We start from the raw sequence: 17,929 nt of genomic DNA, 5'->3' as shown, positions 1-17,929 counted from the left end.
GGTGAGCCCCATGGACGGGATCGTCACGCTCGTACTGCTCGCGCTCCTCGCCGCCTTCTGCCTACGCTGGGCCGCCGTACGGCTGCGCTTCCCCGCGCCCACGACCGGCGCCGTCGTCATCGTCTTCGTGCTCGTGGTGCTGGCGTTGTGGGGGCAGACACTGAATTGACCGGCCCGGGGATGAACCATCCGGCGCTTCCCGCCGTCTCATCTGGTTGTCCACCGCGAGGGGAGGTAGTGCCGTGACGAGCGCCGTGGGCACTCTCTCCACCTTCCTCACCCGGCTCGCCGACTTCGCCGAGCCCCGGCCCGCCGACGAGGTGCTGGACCTGTGCTACGGGGCCAGCCCGCTGGCCTCCGCGCTCACCCCGCGGGTCGGCGCGCTCACCTCGGTGGACCTGGGGCCGGGCGACGGCGTCGAACCGGTCGCGCTGCCCTACGGGGACGCGGCGTTCTCCCTGGTCACCACGCGGTTCACGCTGCTGCGCATGGCGGACCCGGCCGCCGCGCTCCGGGAGATGCTGCGGGTCTGCCGCCCGGCGGGCCGGATCGTCCTGGCCGAGCTCGCCCGCACCAACTGCTCCAGCGACCACCGCGACGCCCTGGAGCGGGTGCGCGACCCCAGCTTCCGCGCCACCCCGCCGATCGGCGACCTCGTCGCGATGGTGGAGGCCGCCGGCGCCCGCATCCGCCGGCTCGACCTGCTCACCGTCGAGCGCCCCGCCGAACCGTGGCTGGCCGCCGCCCGCGACCCGCGGATCGCCGCGCGGCTGCGCGACGTGCTGCTCGCCGAGGTCGACGGCGGCCCCAAGACCGGCGCCAAGCCCCGCATCATCGGCGGCGAGCTGTGGTTCACCCAGACCTGGGCCCACCTGGCCGCCGAGCCCGTCCGCCCCCACCCGAACTGACCGGGTCTCCGGCCGTCCGGGTCGGGTGGAACCCGGCCGGGTCCCGGGGCGTCCGGGTCAGGTGAGGGGGAGTTCGAACCAGACGGCCTTGCCGTCGGGGGTGGGGCGCGAACCCCAGCGGGCCGCGATCTGGTCGACCAGGTAGAGGCCGCGGCCGCCCTCGTCGGTCTCCCCGGCGTTGCGGATGCGGGGCAGCCGCAGGTCCGGGTCGAAGACCTCCACCCACAGCGCGCCCGCGCCCTTGCGCAGCCGCAGCCGGAACTCCTGCTTCACCGGCTCGGGCCGGCCCAGGCCCAGGCCGACGCTGCTCAGGTCCCAGTCGTCCTCGTCGAACGACAGCTCCGGCGCCCCCACCAGCGCGCGTTTCTGCGCCGGGACGTTGGTGGCGTGCAGGACGACGTTGGTGACGATCTCCGAGACCAGCAGGCAGGCCATCTCGGCCTCGTCGTCGTGCAGACCCCAGGCCGCGAAGGTCTCGGCCGCCAGCCGGCGCGCCTCCGAGACCATGATCGGCTCGCTGGGGAAGGTGCGCTCCTCGACCGGCAGCTCCTCGGGGGCGGTGCGCATGACCACCAGCGCCACGTCGTCGTCGATGTCGCCGGGCACCGCGGAGAACACGGTGTTGGCCACCGTCTCCACCCCGCTGCGGGCGACGCGGGCGAGGTCCGCCTGGATCAGGCCGCGGGCCTGCTCGCCGGTGTAGTACGTGCCGTCGTCGCGGGGGCGGCGCTCCACCAGGCCGTCGGTGTAGAGGACCAGGGTGCTGCCGGGGGGCAGCGTGACCGTCTCCTCGTTGTAGATGATGTCGCCGCCCAGGCCGGGCGAGCGCACGCCGAGCATCGCCCCGGCGGCGGAGTGGAAGTCCAGCTCGCCGACGCGGCCGTCGACCACCGTCAGCGGCGGGCTGTGCCCGGCGTTGGAGAACGTCAGCTCGCGCGACCAGGCGTCGTAGACGAAGTAGGTGCACGAGACCAGGGACGGGCGCGGCGCGTCGGCGGGGCTCATGGTGCGCACCCACTCGTCCAGCTTGCGCATGATGTCGGCGGGCGACTTGTCATCCTGGGCGAAGGCGCGCAGCGCGGCGCGCAGCTGGCCCATCACCGCGGCGGCGCGGGCCCCGCGGCCCTCCACGTCGCCGATGACGATGCCGACCCGGCCCGCCGACAGCGGGATCACGTCGTACCAGTCGCCGCCGACCTGGGTCTGGATGCCGTGGCCGTGGGACTCCAGCGGCCTGGCCGGCTCGTAGCGCCAGGCGATCTGCAGGCCGTCGAGGCGGGGCGGGCGCTCGCCCGGCAGCAGGTGGCGCTGGAAGGCCAGGGCGGTCTGGCGCTCCTCCTCGAAGAGCATGGCGTTGTCGATGGACAGCGCCACCCGGCCGGCGATCGCGCCGACGAGGTCGCGGTCGAAGCCGTCGTAGTGGGGGTCGGCGCGGCGGCCCAGATGGGACAGGCCGAGGCTCATCACGCCCAGCACCTGGCCGCGCGCCACCAGCGGGGCGGAGATCATGGAGGTCAGGCCCAGCTCGCCGTCGAGCCCGGTGGACAGGTCGACCAGCACCGCGTCACGGCGGCTCATCGCCTTGGCCGCGTGGTGCTCGGGCGGGTGCACGACCTGCTCGCCGACCTCGGCCCAGGTGCCGGGCGGCGGCGTCCAGCCGCCGGCGTGCCGGGAGACCCGGCGCACCAGCTTGTCGGCCGAGGCCAGGTCGATGAAGACGTGGTCGGCGAACTGCGGGATCAGGGTGTCGGCCACCGCCCGCAGGGTGACCTCCAGCTCCAGCGAGCCGGCCAGCCGGGTGCCGATGCGGTCCAGCAGGCCGTACCTGTCCTGGTCGCGCTGGTTGCTGCGCAGCGCCTCACGGGCCAGGATCGCCACCCCGTCGATGGCGCCGGACGGGTGGCGCAGCGGCACCGCCTGGGCGCGGGTGTAGATGGTGCTGCCGTCGGCGCGCAGGTTGCAGAAGGTGCCCTCCCACACGCCGCCCTTCAGCACGTGCCGGGCCAGCTCGGTCGCCTGCTCGTGGTCCTCCTCGGCGATGCCCAGGGACAGCACGCTCTGGCCGATGTACTCGCTCCCCGCGAAGCCGAACAGCTTCTTGGCGAAAGCGTTGATATGGATGATGTTGCTGAAGCGGTCGCAGACGATGACCGCCATCTCCATCTGGCCCAGCACGGCCTCGGCCGCGAGCTCGGGCTCGAAGGGGGATTCGCCCCAGTGCCTCATCCCCTCACCTCCGGCGCCCATTCAACGACGAACGCCGCTCGCGTGGGCGGGAAAGCGTGGAGATCGTCGGCCAAGATCTCAGATCTTCGCGACGAAGACGTGTTCGGCGATGCGTCGCGGAAGCTCTGTCTCAGGACCGTCCCCGGAGTCGTCACTGGTCACTCGCACACCATCGTCGCCGACCGCGAGCGTGACCTCGCGTCCGGGCTGAATCCCGACCTGCTTGAGTCTAAGCATAAGGTCTTGATCGCTTTGAATCTGCTCGCTGATGCGCCGGATCACGGCGGTCTGCCCGTCCCGGGTCGCCACCGTCGTCATGCTCTCGTCGGCGAACTGCCCGGACTCGGCGCTGTGGCCGCCGAGCTCCTCCAGGCCGGGGATCGGGTTGCCGTGCGGGCAGGTCGTGGGGTTCTCCAGCAGGACCAGCAGCCGCCGCTCCACCGACTCGGACATCACGTGCTCCCACCGGCAGGCCTCGGAGTGCACCTCCTCCCACGGCAGGCCGATCACGTTCACCAGCAGGCATTCGGCGAGGCGGTGCTTGCGCATCACCCGTACCGCCAGATCCCGGCCGGATCTGGTCAGCGCCAGGTGGCGGTCCCCCTCGACCCGCAGCAGGCCGTCGCGTTCCATCCGGGCGACCGTCTGGCTGACAGTCGGCCCGCTCTGGGAGAGCCGTTCGGCGATGCGCGCGCGCAGCGGAACGATCCCCTCCTCCTCAAGCTCGAACACCGTGCGGAGATACATCTCCGTGGTGTCGATCAGGCCGTGTGAGGTCAAGGTTCCTCCAGTCTCTGCCTCAGAGTTTACGTCGTCGGCCGCCCTCCAGATGCCCGGATGCCGTGGCTCGGTCAAGCGTTTTGCGGACGCTGTTTATTCCACCCAACTACAAAAGGCCGCCCCGGGGGGCGGCTCTTGTGATTTTTGTTACACGACCCGGTGTCCCGCCGCCCCCGGGAGGGGCGGCGGATCTGGGTCGGCATCACGGACTCGCGGGCGCACCGGGCGGCCGGCGCGCTCACCCCAGGGTAGGCGTTTTCTGGAATCCCTCCAGTTACTGGCGAGTAACCAGAGGGGGACGTCTCCGCCTCCCCGGCCCGGTGGGAGGCTTGGACACTGTGCAACGTCTGCCCGCCGACCCCGCAGGACTGAGGATCTCCTACGAACGGGGAGCCCTCGCCGAGGAAACCGCGCCCCTGGAGCCCTTCGCCCTGTTCGCCGACTGGTTCGCCGACGCCGTGGACGCCGGGCTGCCCGACCCCAACGCCATGGTGCTGGCCACCGCCTCGGCCCAGGGCAGGCCGCGGAACCGCACCGTCCTCCTCAAGGGGTTCGGCGGGGACGGCTTCCGGTTCTTCACCAACCACACCTCCCGCAAGGCCGCCGACCTGGCCGAGAACCCCTGGGCCAGCCTCCTCTTCCCCTGGCACCCGCTGCAGCGCCAGGTGATCGTCACCGGCCGCGCCGAGCGGCTGTCCCCGGAGGAGGACGCCGCCTACTTCCGCACCCGGCCCCACGGCTCGCAGATCGGCGCCTGGGCGTCGCGGCAGTCCTCGGTGATCCCCGGCAGGCGGGTCCTGGAGGAGCGCTTCGCCGCGCTGGCCGACCGCTGGCCCGAGCCGGGCGACGTGCCGGTCCCCGACTTCTGGGGCGGCTACCTGGTGGTCCCCGACGCGGTGGAGTTCTGGCAGGGCAGGCCCGACCGGCTGCACGACCGGCTGCGCTACACCCGCGAGGAGGGCCCCGCGGGGGGTTGGCTGCGGGAGCGGCTGTCCCCGTGAGCAGGCGCCTCCTCCTGGACACCGCCCCCCTGCGCAACCCCGCCTACCGGCGGCTGTGGATCGGTCACGGCGTCTCCTTCATCGGCTTCCAGGTCACCGCCGTGGCCGTGCCCGTGCAGGTGTACGAGATGACCGGCTCCTCGTTCTGGGTCGGCGTGCTCGGCATGGTCAACCTGGTGCCGCTGGTCGTCTTCGGGCTGTGGGGCGGCGCGGTCGCCGACCACATGGACCGGCGCAGGCTGCTGCTGGCCTCCTCGGTGCTGACCTGGGTCGCCACCCTCGGCCTGTTCGCCCAGGCCCTGCTGGGCCTGGAGCTGCTCTGGCTGATCATGCTCGTGGTGGCGCTCCAGGCCACCGGGTTCGCGATCTCCTCGCCGACCCGCGGCGCGATCATCCCCCGGCTGTTCCCCCTGGACGAGGTCGCCGCCGCCAACACCCTCAGCTACACCTTCAGCCAGGCCGCGACCCTCGGCGGGCCGCTGCTGGCCGGCCTGGTGCTGGCCCGCTGGGACTACTCCTGGGCCTACGGGCTGGACATGGTGCTCTTCACCGTCATGCTCTGGGCCGCCTTCCGGCTGCCGCCCATCCCCCCGCTCGCCGGCGAGGAGGTGCAGGGCTCCCCCGGCCTGCGCTCGGTCCTGGAGGGCCTGCGCTTCCTGTGGACCCAGCCGGTCCTGCTCATGTCGTTCGTCGTCGACATCATCGCGATGGGCGTCGCCATGCCCCGCGCCCTCTTCCCCGAGCTGGCCGACACCCGCTTCGGCGGCGACGAGGCCGTCGGCTGGCTGTTCGCCGCCATCGGCATCGGCGCGGTGCTGGGCGGCCTGTTCTCCGGCTGGATCGGCCGCGTCCGGCGCCAGGGCCTGGCCCTGGTCGTCTCCATCGTCGTGTGGGGCCTGGCCGTGGCGGCGGCCGGCCTCCAGCACTCCCTGTGGGCCGCGATCGCCCTGCTGGCCGTCGGCGGCGCGGCCGACCTGGTCTCGGCCGTGTTCCGCCAGACCATCCTCCAGACCTACGCCCCCGACGAGCTGCGCGGCCGCATCCAGGGCGTCTTCACCGTCGTCGTCGCCGGCGGCCCCCGCCTGGGCGACCTGCGCGCCGGCGTCATGGCCGTGGCCTTCGGCGCCGGCGTCTCCTGGGTCTTCGGCGGCCTGGCCTGCGCCGTCCTGGTCGCCCTCGTGGGCCTGGCCTCCCCCGCCCTGATGCGCTACCGCCCGAACGTCTCGGATTCCGGACCGGAGGGGCGTTCTCCCGAGCAGGTCACCTAAGCTTTCCTACCGTGAGCGACATCGTGATCCCCGCAGAGATCAAGCCAGCCGACGGCCGTTTCGGGTGCGGTCCTTCCAAGGTGCGTCCCGAGCAGCTGCAGGCGCTGTACGACTCCGGCAGCACCTACATGGGCACCTCGCACCGGCAGAAGCCGGTGAAGTCGCTGTTCGGCCGGATCCGGTCCGGGCTGGGCGAGCTGTTCCAGCTGCCGTCCGGGTACGAGGTCCTGATCAGCAACGGCGGGACCACCGCCTTCTGGGACGCCGCCGCCTTCGGGCTGGTGCGCCAGAAGTCCCAGCACGCCACCTTCGGCGAGTTCTCCTCCAAGTTCGCCAAGGTCGTCTCCGGCGCGCCGTGGCTGGACGAGCCCACCAAGGTCTCCGCCGAGCCGGGCAGCCACCCGGTGCCGGTCGCCGAGGAGGGCGTGGACGTCTACGCGCTCACCCACAACGAGACCTCCACCGGCGTGGCGATGCCGATCCGGCGGGTCGTCGAGGACGACTCGCTGCTCATGGTCGACGCCACCTCCGGCGCGGGCGGCCTGCCGGTCGACATCTCCGAGACCGACGTGTACTACTTCGCCCCGCAGAAGTGCTTCGCCGCCGACGGCGGCCTGTGGGTGGCGCTGGTCTCGCCCAAGGCGCTCGCGCGCATCGACGAGATCGCCTCCTCCGGCCGCTACATCCCGGAGTTCTTCAACCTGCCGACCGTGGTGGACAACTCCGCCAAGGACCAGACGTACAACACCCCGGCCGTGGCCACCGCGCTGCTCTTCGCCGAGCAGATCGAGTGGATGAACGCAGGCGGCGGCCTGGCCTGGACGACCGCGCGGACCACCGAGTCGTCCTCCCGGCTGTACTCCTGGGCCGAGAAGTCGGCGATCGCCAGCCCGTTCGTCACCGACCCGGCGCAGCGCTCCCAGGTGGTCGGCACGATCGACTTCGCCGAGGGCGTCGACGCCGCCGCGATCGCCAAGACGCTGCGCGCCAACGGCATCGTCGACACCGAGCCGTACCGCAAGCTGGGCCGCAACCAGCTGCGCGTCGGCATGTTCCCGGCGGTCGACCCGGCCGACGTCGAGGCGCTCACCGCCTGCGTCGACTACGTGGCCGAGCGCCTGAACGGGTGAGGTTCCCCACCGTCCACCCCGGTGCGGGCATTCCGCACCCCGCAATAGGCTCGTGAACGTGTACCGCCCCACCAACTGGCTGCTGCCGGCGATCCTGGTCCTGCTCGTCGTGGCCGTGATCGTGGGAACACTGCTGCAGTGAGCCGAACGATCTCGCTGACGCTCGCCGCCGCCCTCCCCCTGGGGGGCGGCGGCGACGCGCAGGTGGCCTTCTCCCTCCAGGATCCCGCGATCAGCGAGTCCTCCGGGCTGGCCGCCTCCACGAGGCATCCGGGCATCGTCTACACCCACAACGACTCCGACGGGGCGCCGCAGATCTTCGCGGTCGACTCCGCCACCGGCCGCACCAAGGCCGTCTTCACCATCTCCGGGGCCACCGCCCGGGACTGGGAGGGCATCGCCCTCGGCCGCGACGAGGCCGGCAGGTCCGCCCTCTACATCGCCGACATCGGTGACAACCTCAAGGGCGCCTGGCCCTACGTGACCGTCTACCGGGTGCGCGAACCCTCCCGGATCGGCTCGCGGACCCTGAAGGCCACCGCCTTCCGCTTCACCTACTCCGACGGCGCCCGCGACGCCGAGGCGATCCTCATCGACCCGCGGGACAACCGGCTCTACATCGCCTCCAAGGCGTTCGGGGCCGGACGGCTCTACCGGGCGCCCCGCGAGCTCCGCACCGACCGCGCCAACGTCCTGCGGCCGGTCGGCTCGGCCCACTCCTTCGCCACCGACGGCGCCTGGGCGCCGGACGGAAGCTCCTTCGTGATCCGCGGTTACTTCTCCGCCACCCTTTACAGCTCCCCCGGCGAGCAGATCAAGCTGATCTCCCTGCCGTCGCAGGACCAGGGCGAGGCGGTCACCTACACCCCGGACGGGCGCGCCCTGCTCGTCAGCTCCGAGGGGAGCGACCGCAAGGTCTGGCGGGTGCCCCTCCCCGAGGAGGCGCTGCCCTCCCCGCCGCCCGGAGAGGCCGCGGAGGCGGCCCCGGAGAAGTCCGATAGCAAATCGGAACGCTCCGGAACTAACCGGGGACTTGGTTTGTTCGTTGTCGTGGGAGCGGTGGTGGCGGCGATCGCCTACAGCCGCAGACGAAAGTGAGTGGAGCGTGTCACTATTCCTCCTGTGGACCACGAGCTCGTCGGCCTGAGGGCTGAGGGCCGGCGCCCTCCGGGCGGCGCCCCCTTCGCCCTGCTCGCACTCGCCCTTGCGCTTGTCCCCCTGAACCCGCCCTGGTTGTGGGCCGCCCTCGTCCTCGGCTGCGCGGCGCTGCCCCTGGCCGTCCCCGGCGCCCGGACCGGGCCGTCCTGGCGGCTGTCGCCCTCCGGCCTGGAGCTCCTCGACCGCCGCGGCGCCGTCCTGCAGGGCTACTCCCCCCGCCGCATCCAGGAGCTGTCGATCAGCGCCGACGAACTGGTGCTGACCGTGCACCACAAGTTCGGCACCACCCAGCTGGGGACGCTGCCGGAGATGGGCTTCGAGCCGCACGCGTTCTTCGTGACCGCGCGCCGGCTCGGCCTGGTCATCCGGGTCGTCGACGGGGACTTCGCGCCCGACCCGGACGAGGAGCAGGACTACCTGGACGTCGAGGCGTCGCTGATGGCCGCGGTCGTGGAACCGGCCGAGACCAAGGGCGAGCCGGTCGTGCTCGCCTCGCCCGTCCGGCGCGCCGCGCGGCTGCGCCTGGCGCTGCTGGGCGGCGCCGCGGTCGTGCTGGCCTGGCTGATGGTGGTGCTCGCCGCCGTGCAGGGCGCCCCCACCCTGGCCGCGCGGTTCGGCGCGGGCCTGTGGGCGCTGGCCGGGTCGGTCGTGCTGCTGGCGGTGCGGCGCAGGCTGCGCCGCAGCGCCCCGGTGCACTGGACCATCTCCGCCGAGGAGGTGCAGGGGGTGCCCGCCGCCTCGATCGGCGCGATCCTGCTGGGTCCCGGCCCCGAGCTCGACGCGGTCACCGGCGAACCGGACTACGCGCCGCTGACCGCGGTGGTCTTCGACCACCGGCTGCGGGTGCTGCGCCACCTGCACGCCCGGGGCGTCGACGAGTTCCAGCTCGCGCACACCCTCGACGAGCACGGCTACCGGGTCGTCTCGACGGCGCCCGCCTCGCCGCGGCCCTCGGAGTACGGGCTGGAGGGGCTGCCGGAGATCTTCTCCCAGGTGCCGGGCGGCCGGCTGGTCGTCGGCGAGGACGGGCTGGGCTGGGCCGACATGGCCGGAGACGTCATGCTCAAGATGCCGGCCGACCGCATCGGCGTCATCGAGCTGCTGACCGTCGACGGGCACGCCTGGCTGCGGGTGTACGACAACGAGGGCGAGGAGTTCCTGACCGCCCCCCTCAAGGCGCTGCGCATCGCCCGCACCGACCTGCGGGAGAAGGCGCGCAGCGCGGGCCTGCCGGTGACGGACGCCGAGTACGAGGCGTACCTGAGCGCCGCCTTCCACGGCGCGGTCTCCACCCTCGCCGCCGAGGACCCGGCGCCGCTGCCCGCCCCGGAGGCGGGGCCCGGCGCCCTGCTGGACGCCACCCCCCGCTCCCGCGCGTGGGGGTACGGGGTGACCGCGGCGGTCTGCCTGCTGGTGGCCATGACCGTGGCCTGGCTGTTCGCCGGGTTCGGCGCGATCATGGCCTGGTCCGTGCCGGGCGGCCTGCTGGCCGGCCTGGCCGGCGCCTGGTTCCACGACCGCAACCGCTCCCAGCTGCGGGTGTCCGTCCACGGCATCGCCTCGGTGACCCGCCTGGGCCGCACCGACTGGAGCCTGCGCCGGGAGACCGTCGGCGGGGTCGGCATCGACCACTCCGGCGAGGGCGTCCCCCGCCTGGTCGTCTGGAGCCCCGGCGGCCGGGTCCTGCGCCGCGTGACGTTCGCCCCCGACCTGTCCGACCTCCGCCGCGCCTGCGAGAAGTACGGCCTCCCCTGGGGCCCGCCCGACCGGGCGAGCTCCGCGCCGCCCCCGGAGATCTAGGCTTCCGGCCCGCCCAGCCGCCAGCGGACGAGGGACTCGTAGCGAGGGCCGCCGTGGTGGCTGCGGACGAGGTGGAGCTCGCCGGCGGTCCAGGGGGTTCCCGCGAAGTCGGACAGGTGTCCGGTGAGGGGGCGCAGGTCGCGCGGGACGCGGGAGCGGGCCACGGTCAGGTGGGGATGGTAGGCGCGGTGGGGGTCCTGGAGGGCGCCCGCCGCCTCGCCCGCCGTGATGGCCGCCTCCGCCAGGGACGTCAGGGTCTGGACCTCGCCTTCGACTCCCGTCCACAGCACCCGGGAGCGGGGCGCGCCCTGCGGGAAGGCGCCGGCTCCGGCGAGGGAGAGGCCGAAGGCGGGGTTGCGGGCCGCCCGCTCCAGTCCGGCCAGCAGCCGCGGGCGGGCCGTCTCGTCGATCTCGCCGTAGAAGGCCAGCGTCACATGCCACAGCCCGCGGTCCAGCCAGCGCAGGCCCGGCCAGGACGCCCTGGCCGAGGCCAGCGTCCCGGCCAGCTCGTCCAGGGCCTCCTCGGCGGGGATGAGCGCCGCGAAGAGCCTCATGTGCCGTCCTTCCCCGCCTCCGCCGGTCAGGGCAGGAGGCGCTGCTCCTTGGCGACGGCGACGGCACCGGCACGGGTGTCGACGCCGAGCTTGTCGTAGATGCGGCCCAGGTGCGTCTTGACCGTCGCCTCGCTGAGGAAGAGCTCCCTGGCGATCTCGCGGTTGGACAGGCCGCGGGCCAGCTCGGCGAGGATGTCGAGCTGGCGGTCGGTGAGGGCCGGGCGCGGGCTGCGCAGGTGCGCCATGACGCGGCGGGCGACGGGGGCGGACAGGGCGGTGCGCCCCGCGGCGGCGTCGCGGACGGCGGCGAACAGCTCCTCGGGGCGCTCGGCCTTGAGGAGGTAGCCGGTGGCGCCCTCCTCGATGGCGCGGGTGATGTCGGCGTCGGTGTCGTAGGTGGTGAGGACCAGGACGTGCACCGCCCCGCCGGAGTCCGCGGTGATCCGGCGGGTCGCCTCGACCCCGTCCATCCCCCCGCCGAGCTGCAGGTCCATCAGGACGACGTCGGGCCGGAGCCTGGCGGCGAGCGCGACCGCCTCCGCCCCGCCGCCCGCCTCGCCGGCGACCTCGATGCCGGGGGCGCTGCCGAACAGGGCGAGCAGCCCGGCGCGGACCACGGCGTGGTCGTCGCAGAGCACGATCCGCACGGGGGCGGCCCCGTCCTCCGGGCGTTCGGTGCCGGTCATGGCGCGGGGACCTCCGAGGGGGCGAGCGGGACGGCGACGGAGACGACGGCGCCGTCGCCGGGCGCGGACTCGACGGTGAGGGTGCCGCCGAGTCGGCGGACCCGGGCGCGGATCGCGGGTAGGCCGTGGCCGCGGGTCCCCTCGGCGCGCCCGGGCAGGGCCGCGGCGTCGAAGCCCCGACCGTTGTCGGCGACGTCCAGGCGTACCTGGTCGCCGAGGTGGGTGAGCGTGAGGGCGGCGCGGGTGGCGCCGGAGTGCTCCCGTACGTTGGCGAGGGCGCCCTGGGCGATGCGCAGCAGCGCGGACTGGACGTCCTCGGGCAGCGGGCGCGGGCCCGGCGGGCCGTCGACGTGGCATTCCACGGTGCGCTCCGCGGTCGTCTCGCGGGAGGCCAGGGCGCGCAGCGCCGCCTCCAGGCCGCCGCCCTCGGCGAGGTCCGCGGGCGCCAGGTCGTGGACGAAGCGGCGGGCCTCGGCGAGGCTGCGCTCGGCGATCGAGGCCGCGGTGCGGGCGTGCTCCCGGGCGCGCCGCGGTTCGGCGTCCCACAGCCGGTCGGCGGCCTGAAGCAGCATCCGCTGGCTGGACAGGCCCTGGGCGAGGGTGTCGTGGATCTCCATGGCCAGCCGCTGGCGTTCGGCGAGGGTGCCCTCGCGGCGCTCGGTGGCGGCCAGCTCCCGGCGGGTGCCGATCAGGTCGCGGATCAGGGCGGCCTGGCGGGCGGCCTGGCGGTCCATGTACGTGAAGACGGCGGTGGCCAGGCCCGCGACGGCGGCCGGGCCGACCACCAGGTCCAGGTCGAAGCGGCCGGCCAGCCGCAGCTGCGCGAAGATCACGAATCCGGTGAGGAGCGCCACCAGCAGGTAGGCGCCGAGCGGCGGCAGGACGCGCAGCGCGGTGTAGAACAGCGGCACCGCGCACCAGGAGAAGCTGGGCGCCAGGCCGACCAGCACGGTCCACACCGCGACCAGCCCGCACAGCCGGAGCAGGCTGGAGAGCGGCGGCAGGTCGGCGTCCTGGAGGAAGCGGACCGCGGCCGCGGAACCCGCGCCGGAACCCGGGCGGCGGCCGAGGAGCGGGCCGAGGACGTACAGCAGGGCGAGTAGGCCCGCCAGGGCGAGGACGGCCGGCGCGCGCGGATCGGTGCCGTGCCGCTGCGCGTAGCGGATGAGGGCCGATCCCAGCAGCAGGAAGAACGCCACGTGGACGACGAGCGCCAGCAGGCGGGCGTCGCGCTCGGCGGCCGAGGGGCCCTCGGGCCCTGGCGTGCCGCTCGGCGGCATGGCCGCTCCTCTCCCCGCCGGCCGGGCGCATCCGCGATCACCCGCCCGAAAGCCTCCTGAGCTGGTCGAACACTTCATTATCGCCCTGGTCGCGGGAAGGGGGGTCAACCGATCGGACGACATCCCCGTCAGCCGTCCCGCCCGCCGGGAGCACCCGATGCGCCGACCGCCGGGCGCCCTTCGCGGGCCGAGGCTGGAGGCACGGCGCACAGAGCGCCGCGTTCCCGGACCTCCCCGGACCGGGCGACGAGACCGCACGACGACAAGCCCCGAGGAGCCGCCGCCATGCAGAACCAGGTGAACAAGCCCGCCACCCGCGCCAGGATCGCCATCTCCGCCGCCGCCCTCGCGGCCGCGGGCGCCGGAATGTTCGGCGCGCTGGCCACCGGGCCGGCGGCCGCCGCCCCGGCCGGGCCGAAGGCCGAGACCACGACCAGCACCGACCACCTCACGGTCGACGCCGCGGTGGACGCCGCGCAGGCCGCGCTGGACGCCGCCGAGAAGGAGGGCCAGCGGGTGACCGTCGCGGTGGTGGACCGCAACGGCAACACGATCGTCACCCTGCGCGGCGACGGCGCCGGGCCGCAGTCCTATGAGTCCGCGGTCAGGAAGGCGTACACCTCGGCCGCCTGGAACGCGCCGACCTCCCAGCTGGCCGAGCGCCTGAAGTCCGCCCCGAACCTGAAGGACATCCCCAACACCCTGTTCCTGGCGGGCGGCGCCCCGATCACCCACCGGAACGCCCCCATCGCGGGCATCGGCGTCGCCGGAGCCCCCTCCGGCGACCTGGACGAGAAGTTCGCGCGGGCCGGCGTCACGGCGGTCTCCCGCGGCCGCTGACACCGTCCGTCCCGGCCCGGCGGCGTGACACCCGCGTGCCGCCGCCGGGTCAGGCGCGTTCGATGATGCGGGAGTGGGCGTTCAGGACGTGGGACAGGAGCGCGGGCGGGCGGGTGCCCGCGCCGTCGAACAGGACCTCGGGGGTGAGGGCCCAGTCGCCGCCGACCCAGGCGTCCGTCAGCACGCCCTCGCCGGAGGGGAGGGTGTGGCCGGTCTGCTTGAGGCGCAGGGCCCGCACCGAGTCGTCGGCGGGGGTCTCGGTCTCCACGCAGACCACCGGGACGCCCAGCCGCGGGCCGTCCTCGACCAGGCGCATCAGGCGGTCGCCGTGCTCCTCCAGGGCGGCGCCCGCGTCGAAGACCACCAGCAGCCGCACCGGCGGGTACCCCGGTGACAGCGCGGCGTCGTCGCCGCCGACGGCCCGGAGGTCGACGAGGTCGACGAGCCTGCCGAGCCGTTCGGCCGCCGCGCGGCCGGTGGCGACGCCGCCGCCGCACAGCAGGTTGACGGTGGCCGGCGGCAGGCCGTGGATCCAGCCCGCCCCCGACATGCCGGTGACGTCCACGACGTCCAGGCCGCAGACGCCGGGCGGCACCGCGGCGAAGAACCGGGTGACCAGCGACCAGGCGAAGGCCACCGGCTCGCCCGGGGTCAGCCCCCGGTTGATCCAGACCATGCGCTGCCAGGGCATGCGCAGGATGAGCGGGATGCGCAGGGTGGTGACCTCGTCGGCGCCCAGGTGGCCCAGCAGGAGGCCCTCGCCGAGCTCCTCCCCCGGCTCCCAGGTCAGCCAGGCGGGGTCGTCGAAGGGCGCCAGCTCGGCGCCGGCCGACCCCTCGTGGGCGGCCAGCTCCCCGGCGAGCTGGGCCATGTCGGTGGTCAGCCGCTCGGTCGCGGCCTGCATGAGCTGCTGGGAGCGGCCGGGCGCGGCGCGGCCGCCGACCTCCTCGTCCCTGATCGCCAGCGCGTGGTCCATCGACGCGCGGTAGGAGGCGAGCGAGCGGCTGGCGTCCTCCCAGACCAGCCAGGCCCGCTCGGTGAACGGCACGCCCCGCGCCGAAGGCCCGGCACCCGAAGGCGCGGCGCCCGAAGGCGGAGCGTCCGAAGGCGGGACGGACGGCGGCACGGTGCCGGGAGGCGGGGCGGGCGGCGGCACCGTCGCCCCGCCCTGCGGCCCTCGCGATCCTTGCCCACCCTGCGCGCCTTGACCGCCCTGCGCGTCTTGCCCGCCGTACGCGCCATGCGCACCGTGCGCGCCTTGACCGCCGTGCGCACCTTGCGTGCCGTGCGTAGTACCTTGACCGCCCTGCGTGCCCTGGCCGCCGCTCTGCGCGCCGTGGGCGTCGTACAGGGAGGAGACCGGGACGGTCGGCTCCGCCTCGGGCCGGACGTGGGGCGCGGCAGGCGGGAGGGGGGCGGCGGGCGGCGGGGCCGGGTCGTCCTCGACCTCGACGCCGTGCGCGGTGACCAGGGCCGCAAGTCCTCCGGCGTAGCCCTGGCCGACCGCCCTGATCTTCCAGGCGTCCTGGCGGCGGTACAGCTCCAGGGCGATCAGCGCGGTCTCGTCGGTGAGCCGGTCGATGGTGAAGCCGTGGTCTCCGGCGCGCACGGTCGGCGGGGGGACCGTCGACAGGGGCGCGTGGTCGGCGAGGCTGAGCGCGACCAGGACGGCGTGGACGTCGGCGGGCACGGCCGCGAGGTCGACCTCCAGGCCGTCCGGCGACCAGCGCACGCCGGGGCCCCGCGGCGCATTGTAGAAGACCAGGTCGGCGTCCGAGCGCACCTTGAGGTCCCGGCCGACCAGCAGGGCGCTGAGGTCGACCGGGGCGGCGCAGGAGCAGGTGACGGTGAGCCGGACGGCGTCCAGCGGGGCGTTGGCCCCCCGGATGAGCTCGGCCACGGATCAGGCGTGCGCGGCGATCGCCGGGAGCATGTCCTGAAAGGTGCGGCCCTGGCTGGGCTCGCCGATGGCGCCGAGCTTCCACTCCTGGCCGTGCCGGTAGAGGCGGGACATCACCATGCCGGTGTGGGCGCCGCCGCCGGTGAGGGTGTAGCGGGCCAGCTCCTGGCCGGTGGACTCGTCCACCAGGCGGCAGAAGGCGTTCTGCACCTCGTTGAACGTCTGGCCCTGGAAGGAGCTGACGGTGAAGACCAGGGAGGTGACGTGGACCGGGATCCGGCTCAGGTCCACGATGATCGACTCGTCGTCGCCGTCGCCCGCGCCGGTGAGGTTGTCGCCGGTGTGGCGCACCGAGCCGTCGCGGCTGGTCAGCTGCCCGAAGTAGACCACGTCGGCGACCTGGTGGTCGGCGAAGAGCACCACCGAGGCGTCGAGATCGATGTCCTGCTCCCGGGAGCCGAAGAAGCTCTTCTTCTTCACCGCGTCCCAGCCCAGGCCCATCCGGACCACGGCGAGCCCGCCACCGCCGGGCTTCTGCAGCGAGATGCGCTGCCCCTTCTGCAACGAAACAGTCACGACGTGCCCCTCCACGTTCTGTCGGTCCGGCTTTCCAGCTTTCCAGCAGGACCGCAGGTTGTCATCTGGTAATGAGCCTATGCCGAAGGCACGACGGTTTCGCGGCGTATCCGGGGATAGGCGATCACGGCGGCCGCGGTGGCGATCGCCACCACCCCGCCCAGCACGATCGCGCTCCGGGCGCCGAAGGCCTCGGCCACCCAGCCGACGAGCGGCGCGCAGATCGGGTTGGTGCCCATGAACACCAGCATGTACAGGGCCATCACCCGCCCCCGCATCTCCGCCGAGACGCCCAGCTGGACCGTGGCGTTGGCCGCGGTGGTGAAGGTCATCAGCACCAGCCCGGCCGGCACCAGCATGAGCAGGAAGGCGGGCCAGGTGGGCATCAGCCCCACCAGCACCTCCAGCACGCCGAAGACCAGCACCGCGCCGTACAGCAGGCGCCGGGTGGGCATGGCGCGGCGGGCCGCCAGCAGGGCGCCGCTCACCGAGCCGACCGCCATCAGGGTGCTGGCCAGGCCGAACTCCGAGGCGCCGCGGCCGAAGACCTCGGTGGCCATCAGCGAGGTCGTGACCTGGAAGTTCATCGAGAAGCCCGCCACCAGCGCGATGGTCACCAGCACGGTGACCAGCTCCGGCCGTCCGCGCACGTAACGCAGCCCCTCCCGCAGCTGGCCCTTGGCGCGGGGCACCGGCGGCGGCGTCCGCAGCTCGTTCTCGCGCATCATGCCCAGGCCGAGGATCACCGCGCCGAACGAGGCGGCGTTGATCAGGAACACCGGCCCGGTGCCGATCAGCGCGATCAGCACGCCGGCGACGGCGGGCCCGACCACGCGGGCGCCGTTGAAGGTGGCGCTGTTGAGCGCGATCGCGTTCGGCAGGTCCTCCTTGCCGACCATCTCCACGGCGAAGGCCTGCCGGGCGGGGTTGTCGATGACCGTGACCATGCCCAGCGCGAACGCCAGCAGGTACACGTGCCAGACCTCGGCGCTGCCGCCGACCGCCAGCACGCCCAGGACCAGGGCGGGCAGCCCGAGGCCGATCTGGGTGAGCATGAGCAGGCGCCGCCGCGGGTAGCGGTCGGTGATGACGCCGCCCCACAGGCCGAACAGCAGCATGGGCAGGAACTGCAGGCCCGTGGTGATGCCCAGGGCGACGCCGCTGCCGTGGGTGAGCTCCAGGACCAGCCAGTCCTGGGCGATGCGCTGCATCCAGGTGCCGATGTTGGAGATCACCTGGCCGGACATGAAGAGGCGGTAGTTGCGGTTGCGCAAACTGCGGAACATGCCGCCGTTCAGCTTCTGCTGAGCCTCTCCAGCAGCGGCACCGCCCTCTCCAGCACGGCCCTCTCCTCGTCGGTCAGCTCCGCCACCCGCTGCGCCAGCCACGCCTCCTTGCGTCTGCGATGCTCGCTCAGCAGCGTGCTTCCGGCCTCCGTCACCGCGAGCACCACCTGCCGCCGGTCCGTCGGGTGGGGCCGGCGGGCGACCAGGTGCGCGGCTTCGAGCGCCGCGACCGTCCGCGTCATGGAGGGCGGCCTGACGCGCTCGTGCCCGGCCAGTTCGCCGGGCGTCATCTCGCCGTGCCGCTCCAGTACCGCCAGCGCCGAGAACTGCGTGACCGACAGGTCGTCTCCCGCCTGCGCCCGCAGCCTCCGCGACAGCCGTGCCACCGAGATCCGCAGCTCCTCGGCCAGGCTCATGACCGCCGCCTTCGTGGTCTCGTCCATCATCGTTTTCGTTAGCAAGAGTCATTACCCTTGCTAACAACCTCCCGGGCTCGTCCATTCCTCCGCCGGCCGAAGATCTTTCCGTACCTCCCG

At 73.7% G+C, this 17,929-nt stretch carries 17 protein-coding genes; 8 read left to right on the top strand and 9 right to left on the bottom strand.

The window, feature by feature from the left end; all coding sequences use genetic code 11:
* Window positions 1-10 precede the first annotated feature (10 nt).
* Both ABD140_RS08690 and ABD140_RS08685 read left to right on the top strand, forming a co-directional pair.
* Window positions 11-169, top strand: a complete 159-nt coding sequence (locus ABD140_RS08690; protein WP_344238655.1) for a hypothetical protein — start codon at window positions 11-13, stop codon at window positions 167-169.
* 73 nt (window positions 170-242) lie between these two features.
* Complete coding sequence (locus ABD140_RS08685) at window positions 243-908, top strand: class I SAM-dependent methyltransferase (RefSeq protein WP_344238653.1); 666 nt, start codon at window positions 243-245, stop codon at window positions 906-908.
* 57 nt (window positions 909-965) lie between these two features.
* Here the strand turns inward: ABD140_RS08685 and ABD140_RS08680 are convergent, their stop codons facing one another.
* Together ABD140_RS08680 and ABD140_RS08675 are read right to left on the bottom strand one after the other, a co-directional pair.
* Window positions 966-3,134 (bottom strand): ATP-binding SpoIIE family protein phosphatase, encoded by a 2,169-nt coding sequence (locus ABD140_RS08680; protein WP_344238651.1) that lies wholly within the window; start codon window positions 3,132-3,134, stop codon window positions 966-968.
* 78 nt (window positions 3,135-3,212) lie between these two features.
* On the bottom strand, window positions 3,213-3,914 hold the full coding sequence (locus tag ABD140_RS08675) for an iron-dependent transcriptional repressor DtxR (protein ID WP_344238649.1): 702 nt from the start codon (window positions 3,912-3,914) through the stop codon (window positions 3,213-3,215).
* A gap of 329 nt (window positions 3,915-4,243) precedes the next feature.
* Between ABD140_RS08675 and pdxH the strand changes: the two genes are divergently transcribed.
* The 5 genes from pdxH (at window position 4,244) to ABD140_RS08650 (ending at window position 10,271) form a co-directional block, all read left to right on the top strand.
* On the top strand, window positions 4,244-4,915 hold the full coding sequence (pdxH, locus tag ABD140_RS08670) for a pyridoxamine 5'-phosphate oxidase (protein ID WP_425544085.1): 672 nt from the start codon (window positions 4,244-4,246) through the stop codon (window positions 4,913-4,915).
* Window positions 4,912-6,183 carry an MFS transporter gene (locus ABD140_RS08665; RefSeq protein ID WP_344238645.1) on the top strand — a complete coding sequence of 424 codons (1,272 nt, stop codon included), beginning with the start codon at window positions 4,912-4,914 and terminating at the stop codon, window positions 6,181-6,183. The genes pdxH and ABD140_RS08665 overlap by 4 nt, the downstream gene beginning before the upstream one ends.
* 11 nt (window positions 6,184-6,194) lie before the next feature.
* On the top strand, window positions 6,195-7,313 hold the full coding sequence (gene serC / locus ABD140_RS08660) for a phosphoserine transaminase (protein WP_344238643.1): 1,119 nt from the start codon (window positions 6,195-6,197) through the stop codon (window positions 7,311-7,313).
* 138 nt (window positions 7,314-7,451) lie between these two features.
* Window positions 7,452-8,411 (top strand): hypothetical protein, encoded by a 960-nt coding sequence (locus ABD140_RS08655; protein ID WP_344238641.1) that lies wholly within the window; start codon window positions 7,452-7,454, stop codon window positions 8,409-8,411.
* Window positions 8,412-8,435: 24 nt separating this feature from the next.
* The gene (locus tag ABD140_RS08650) at window positions 8,436-10,271 is read left to right on the top strand and encodes a hypothetical protein (RefSeq protein ID WP_344238639.1); all 1,836 of its coding nucleotides are present in this window, start codon (window positions 8,436-8,438) and stop codon (window positions 10,269-10,271) included.
* Here the strand turns inward: ABD140_RS08650 and thpR are convergent.
* Genes thpR through ABD140_RS08635 form a run of 3 tightly spaced genes read right to left on the bottom strand, consistent with a single transcriptional unit; the run spans window position 10,268 to window position 12,791 of the window.
* Entirely contained in the window at window positions 10,268-10,825 is a 558-nt protein-coding gene (gene thpR, locus ABD140_RS08645; protein ID WP_344238637.1) for an RNA 2',3'-cyclic phosphodiesterase, read from the bottom strand. The genes ABD140_RS08650 and thpR overlap by 4 nt on opposite strands.
* Before the next feature lie 26 nt (window positions 10,826-10,851).
* On the bottom strand, window positions 10,852-11,511 hold the full coding sequence (locus tag ABD140_RS08640; RefSeq protein WP_344238635.1) for a response regulator: 660 nt from the start codon (window positions 11,509-11,511) through the stop codon (window positions 10,852-10,854).
* Entirely contained in the window at window positions 11,508-12,791 is a 1,284-nt protein-coding gene (locus ABD140_RS08635; RefSeq protein WP_344238633.1) for a sensor histidine kinase, read from the bottom strand. Before ABD140_RS08635 ends, ABD140_RS08640 begins: the two co-directional genes overlap by 4 nt.
* 285 nt (window positions 12,792-13,076) lie before the next feature.
* On the opposite strand from ABD140_RS08635, the gene ABD140_RS08630 reads away from it, so the two are divergent.
* The gene (locus tag ABD140_RS08630) at window positions 13,077-13,631 is read left to right on the top strand and encodes a GlcG/HbpS family heme-binding protein (protein WP_344238631.1); all 555 of its coding nucleotides are present in this window, start codon (window positions 13,077-13,079) and stop codon (window positions 13,629-13,631) included.
* Between the two features lie 49 nt (window positions 13,632-13,680).
* On the opposite strand, the gene ABD140_RS08625 is transcribed toward ABD140_RS08630, so the two are convergent.
* From ABD140_RS08625 to ABD140_RS08610, 4 genes are all read right to left on the bottom strand, one after another.
* Entirely contained in the window at window positions 13,681-15,531 is a 1,851-nt protein-coding gene (locus tag ABD140_RS08625; RefSeq protein ID WP_344238629.1) for a TerD family protein, read from the bottom strand.
* 3 nt (window positions 15,532-15,534) lie between these two features.
* The gene (locus tag ABD140_RS08620) at window positions 15,535-16,107 is read right to left on the bottom strand and encodes a TerD family protein (protein ID WP_344238627.1); all 573 of its coding nucleotides are present in this window, start codon (window positions 16,105-16,107) and stop codon (window positions 15,535-15,537) included.
* Window positions 16,108-16,184: 77 nt separating this feature from the next.
* The gene (locus ABD140_RS08615; protein WP_344238625.1) at window positions 16,185-17,393 is read right to left on the bottom strand and encodes an MFS transporter; all 1,209 of its coding nucleotides are present in this window, start codon (window positions 17,391-17,393) and stop codon (window positions 16,185-16,187) included.
* A gap of 8 nt (window positions 17,394-17,401) precedes the next feature.
* Window positions 17,402-17,836 (bottom strand): MarR family winged helix-turn-helix transcriptional regulator, encoded by a 435-nt coding sequence (locus ABD140_RS08610; protein WP_344238623.1) that lies wholly within the window; start codon window positions 17,834-17,836, stop codon window positions 17,402-17,404.
* Window positions 17,837-17,929 lie beyond the last annotated feature (93 nt).

It is taken from the genome of Actinocorallia libanotica (assembly GCF_039525175.1).
Classification (GTDB): domain Bacteria; phylum Actinomycetota; class Actinomycetes; order Streptosporangiales; family Streptosporangiaceae; genus Actinocorallia; species Actinocorallia libanotica.
The sequence above is the reverse complement of the archived record's forward strand: the minus strand, read 5'-3'. Positions and strand labels throughout refer to the sequence as shown.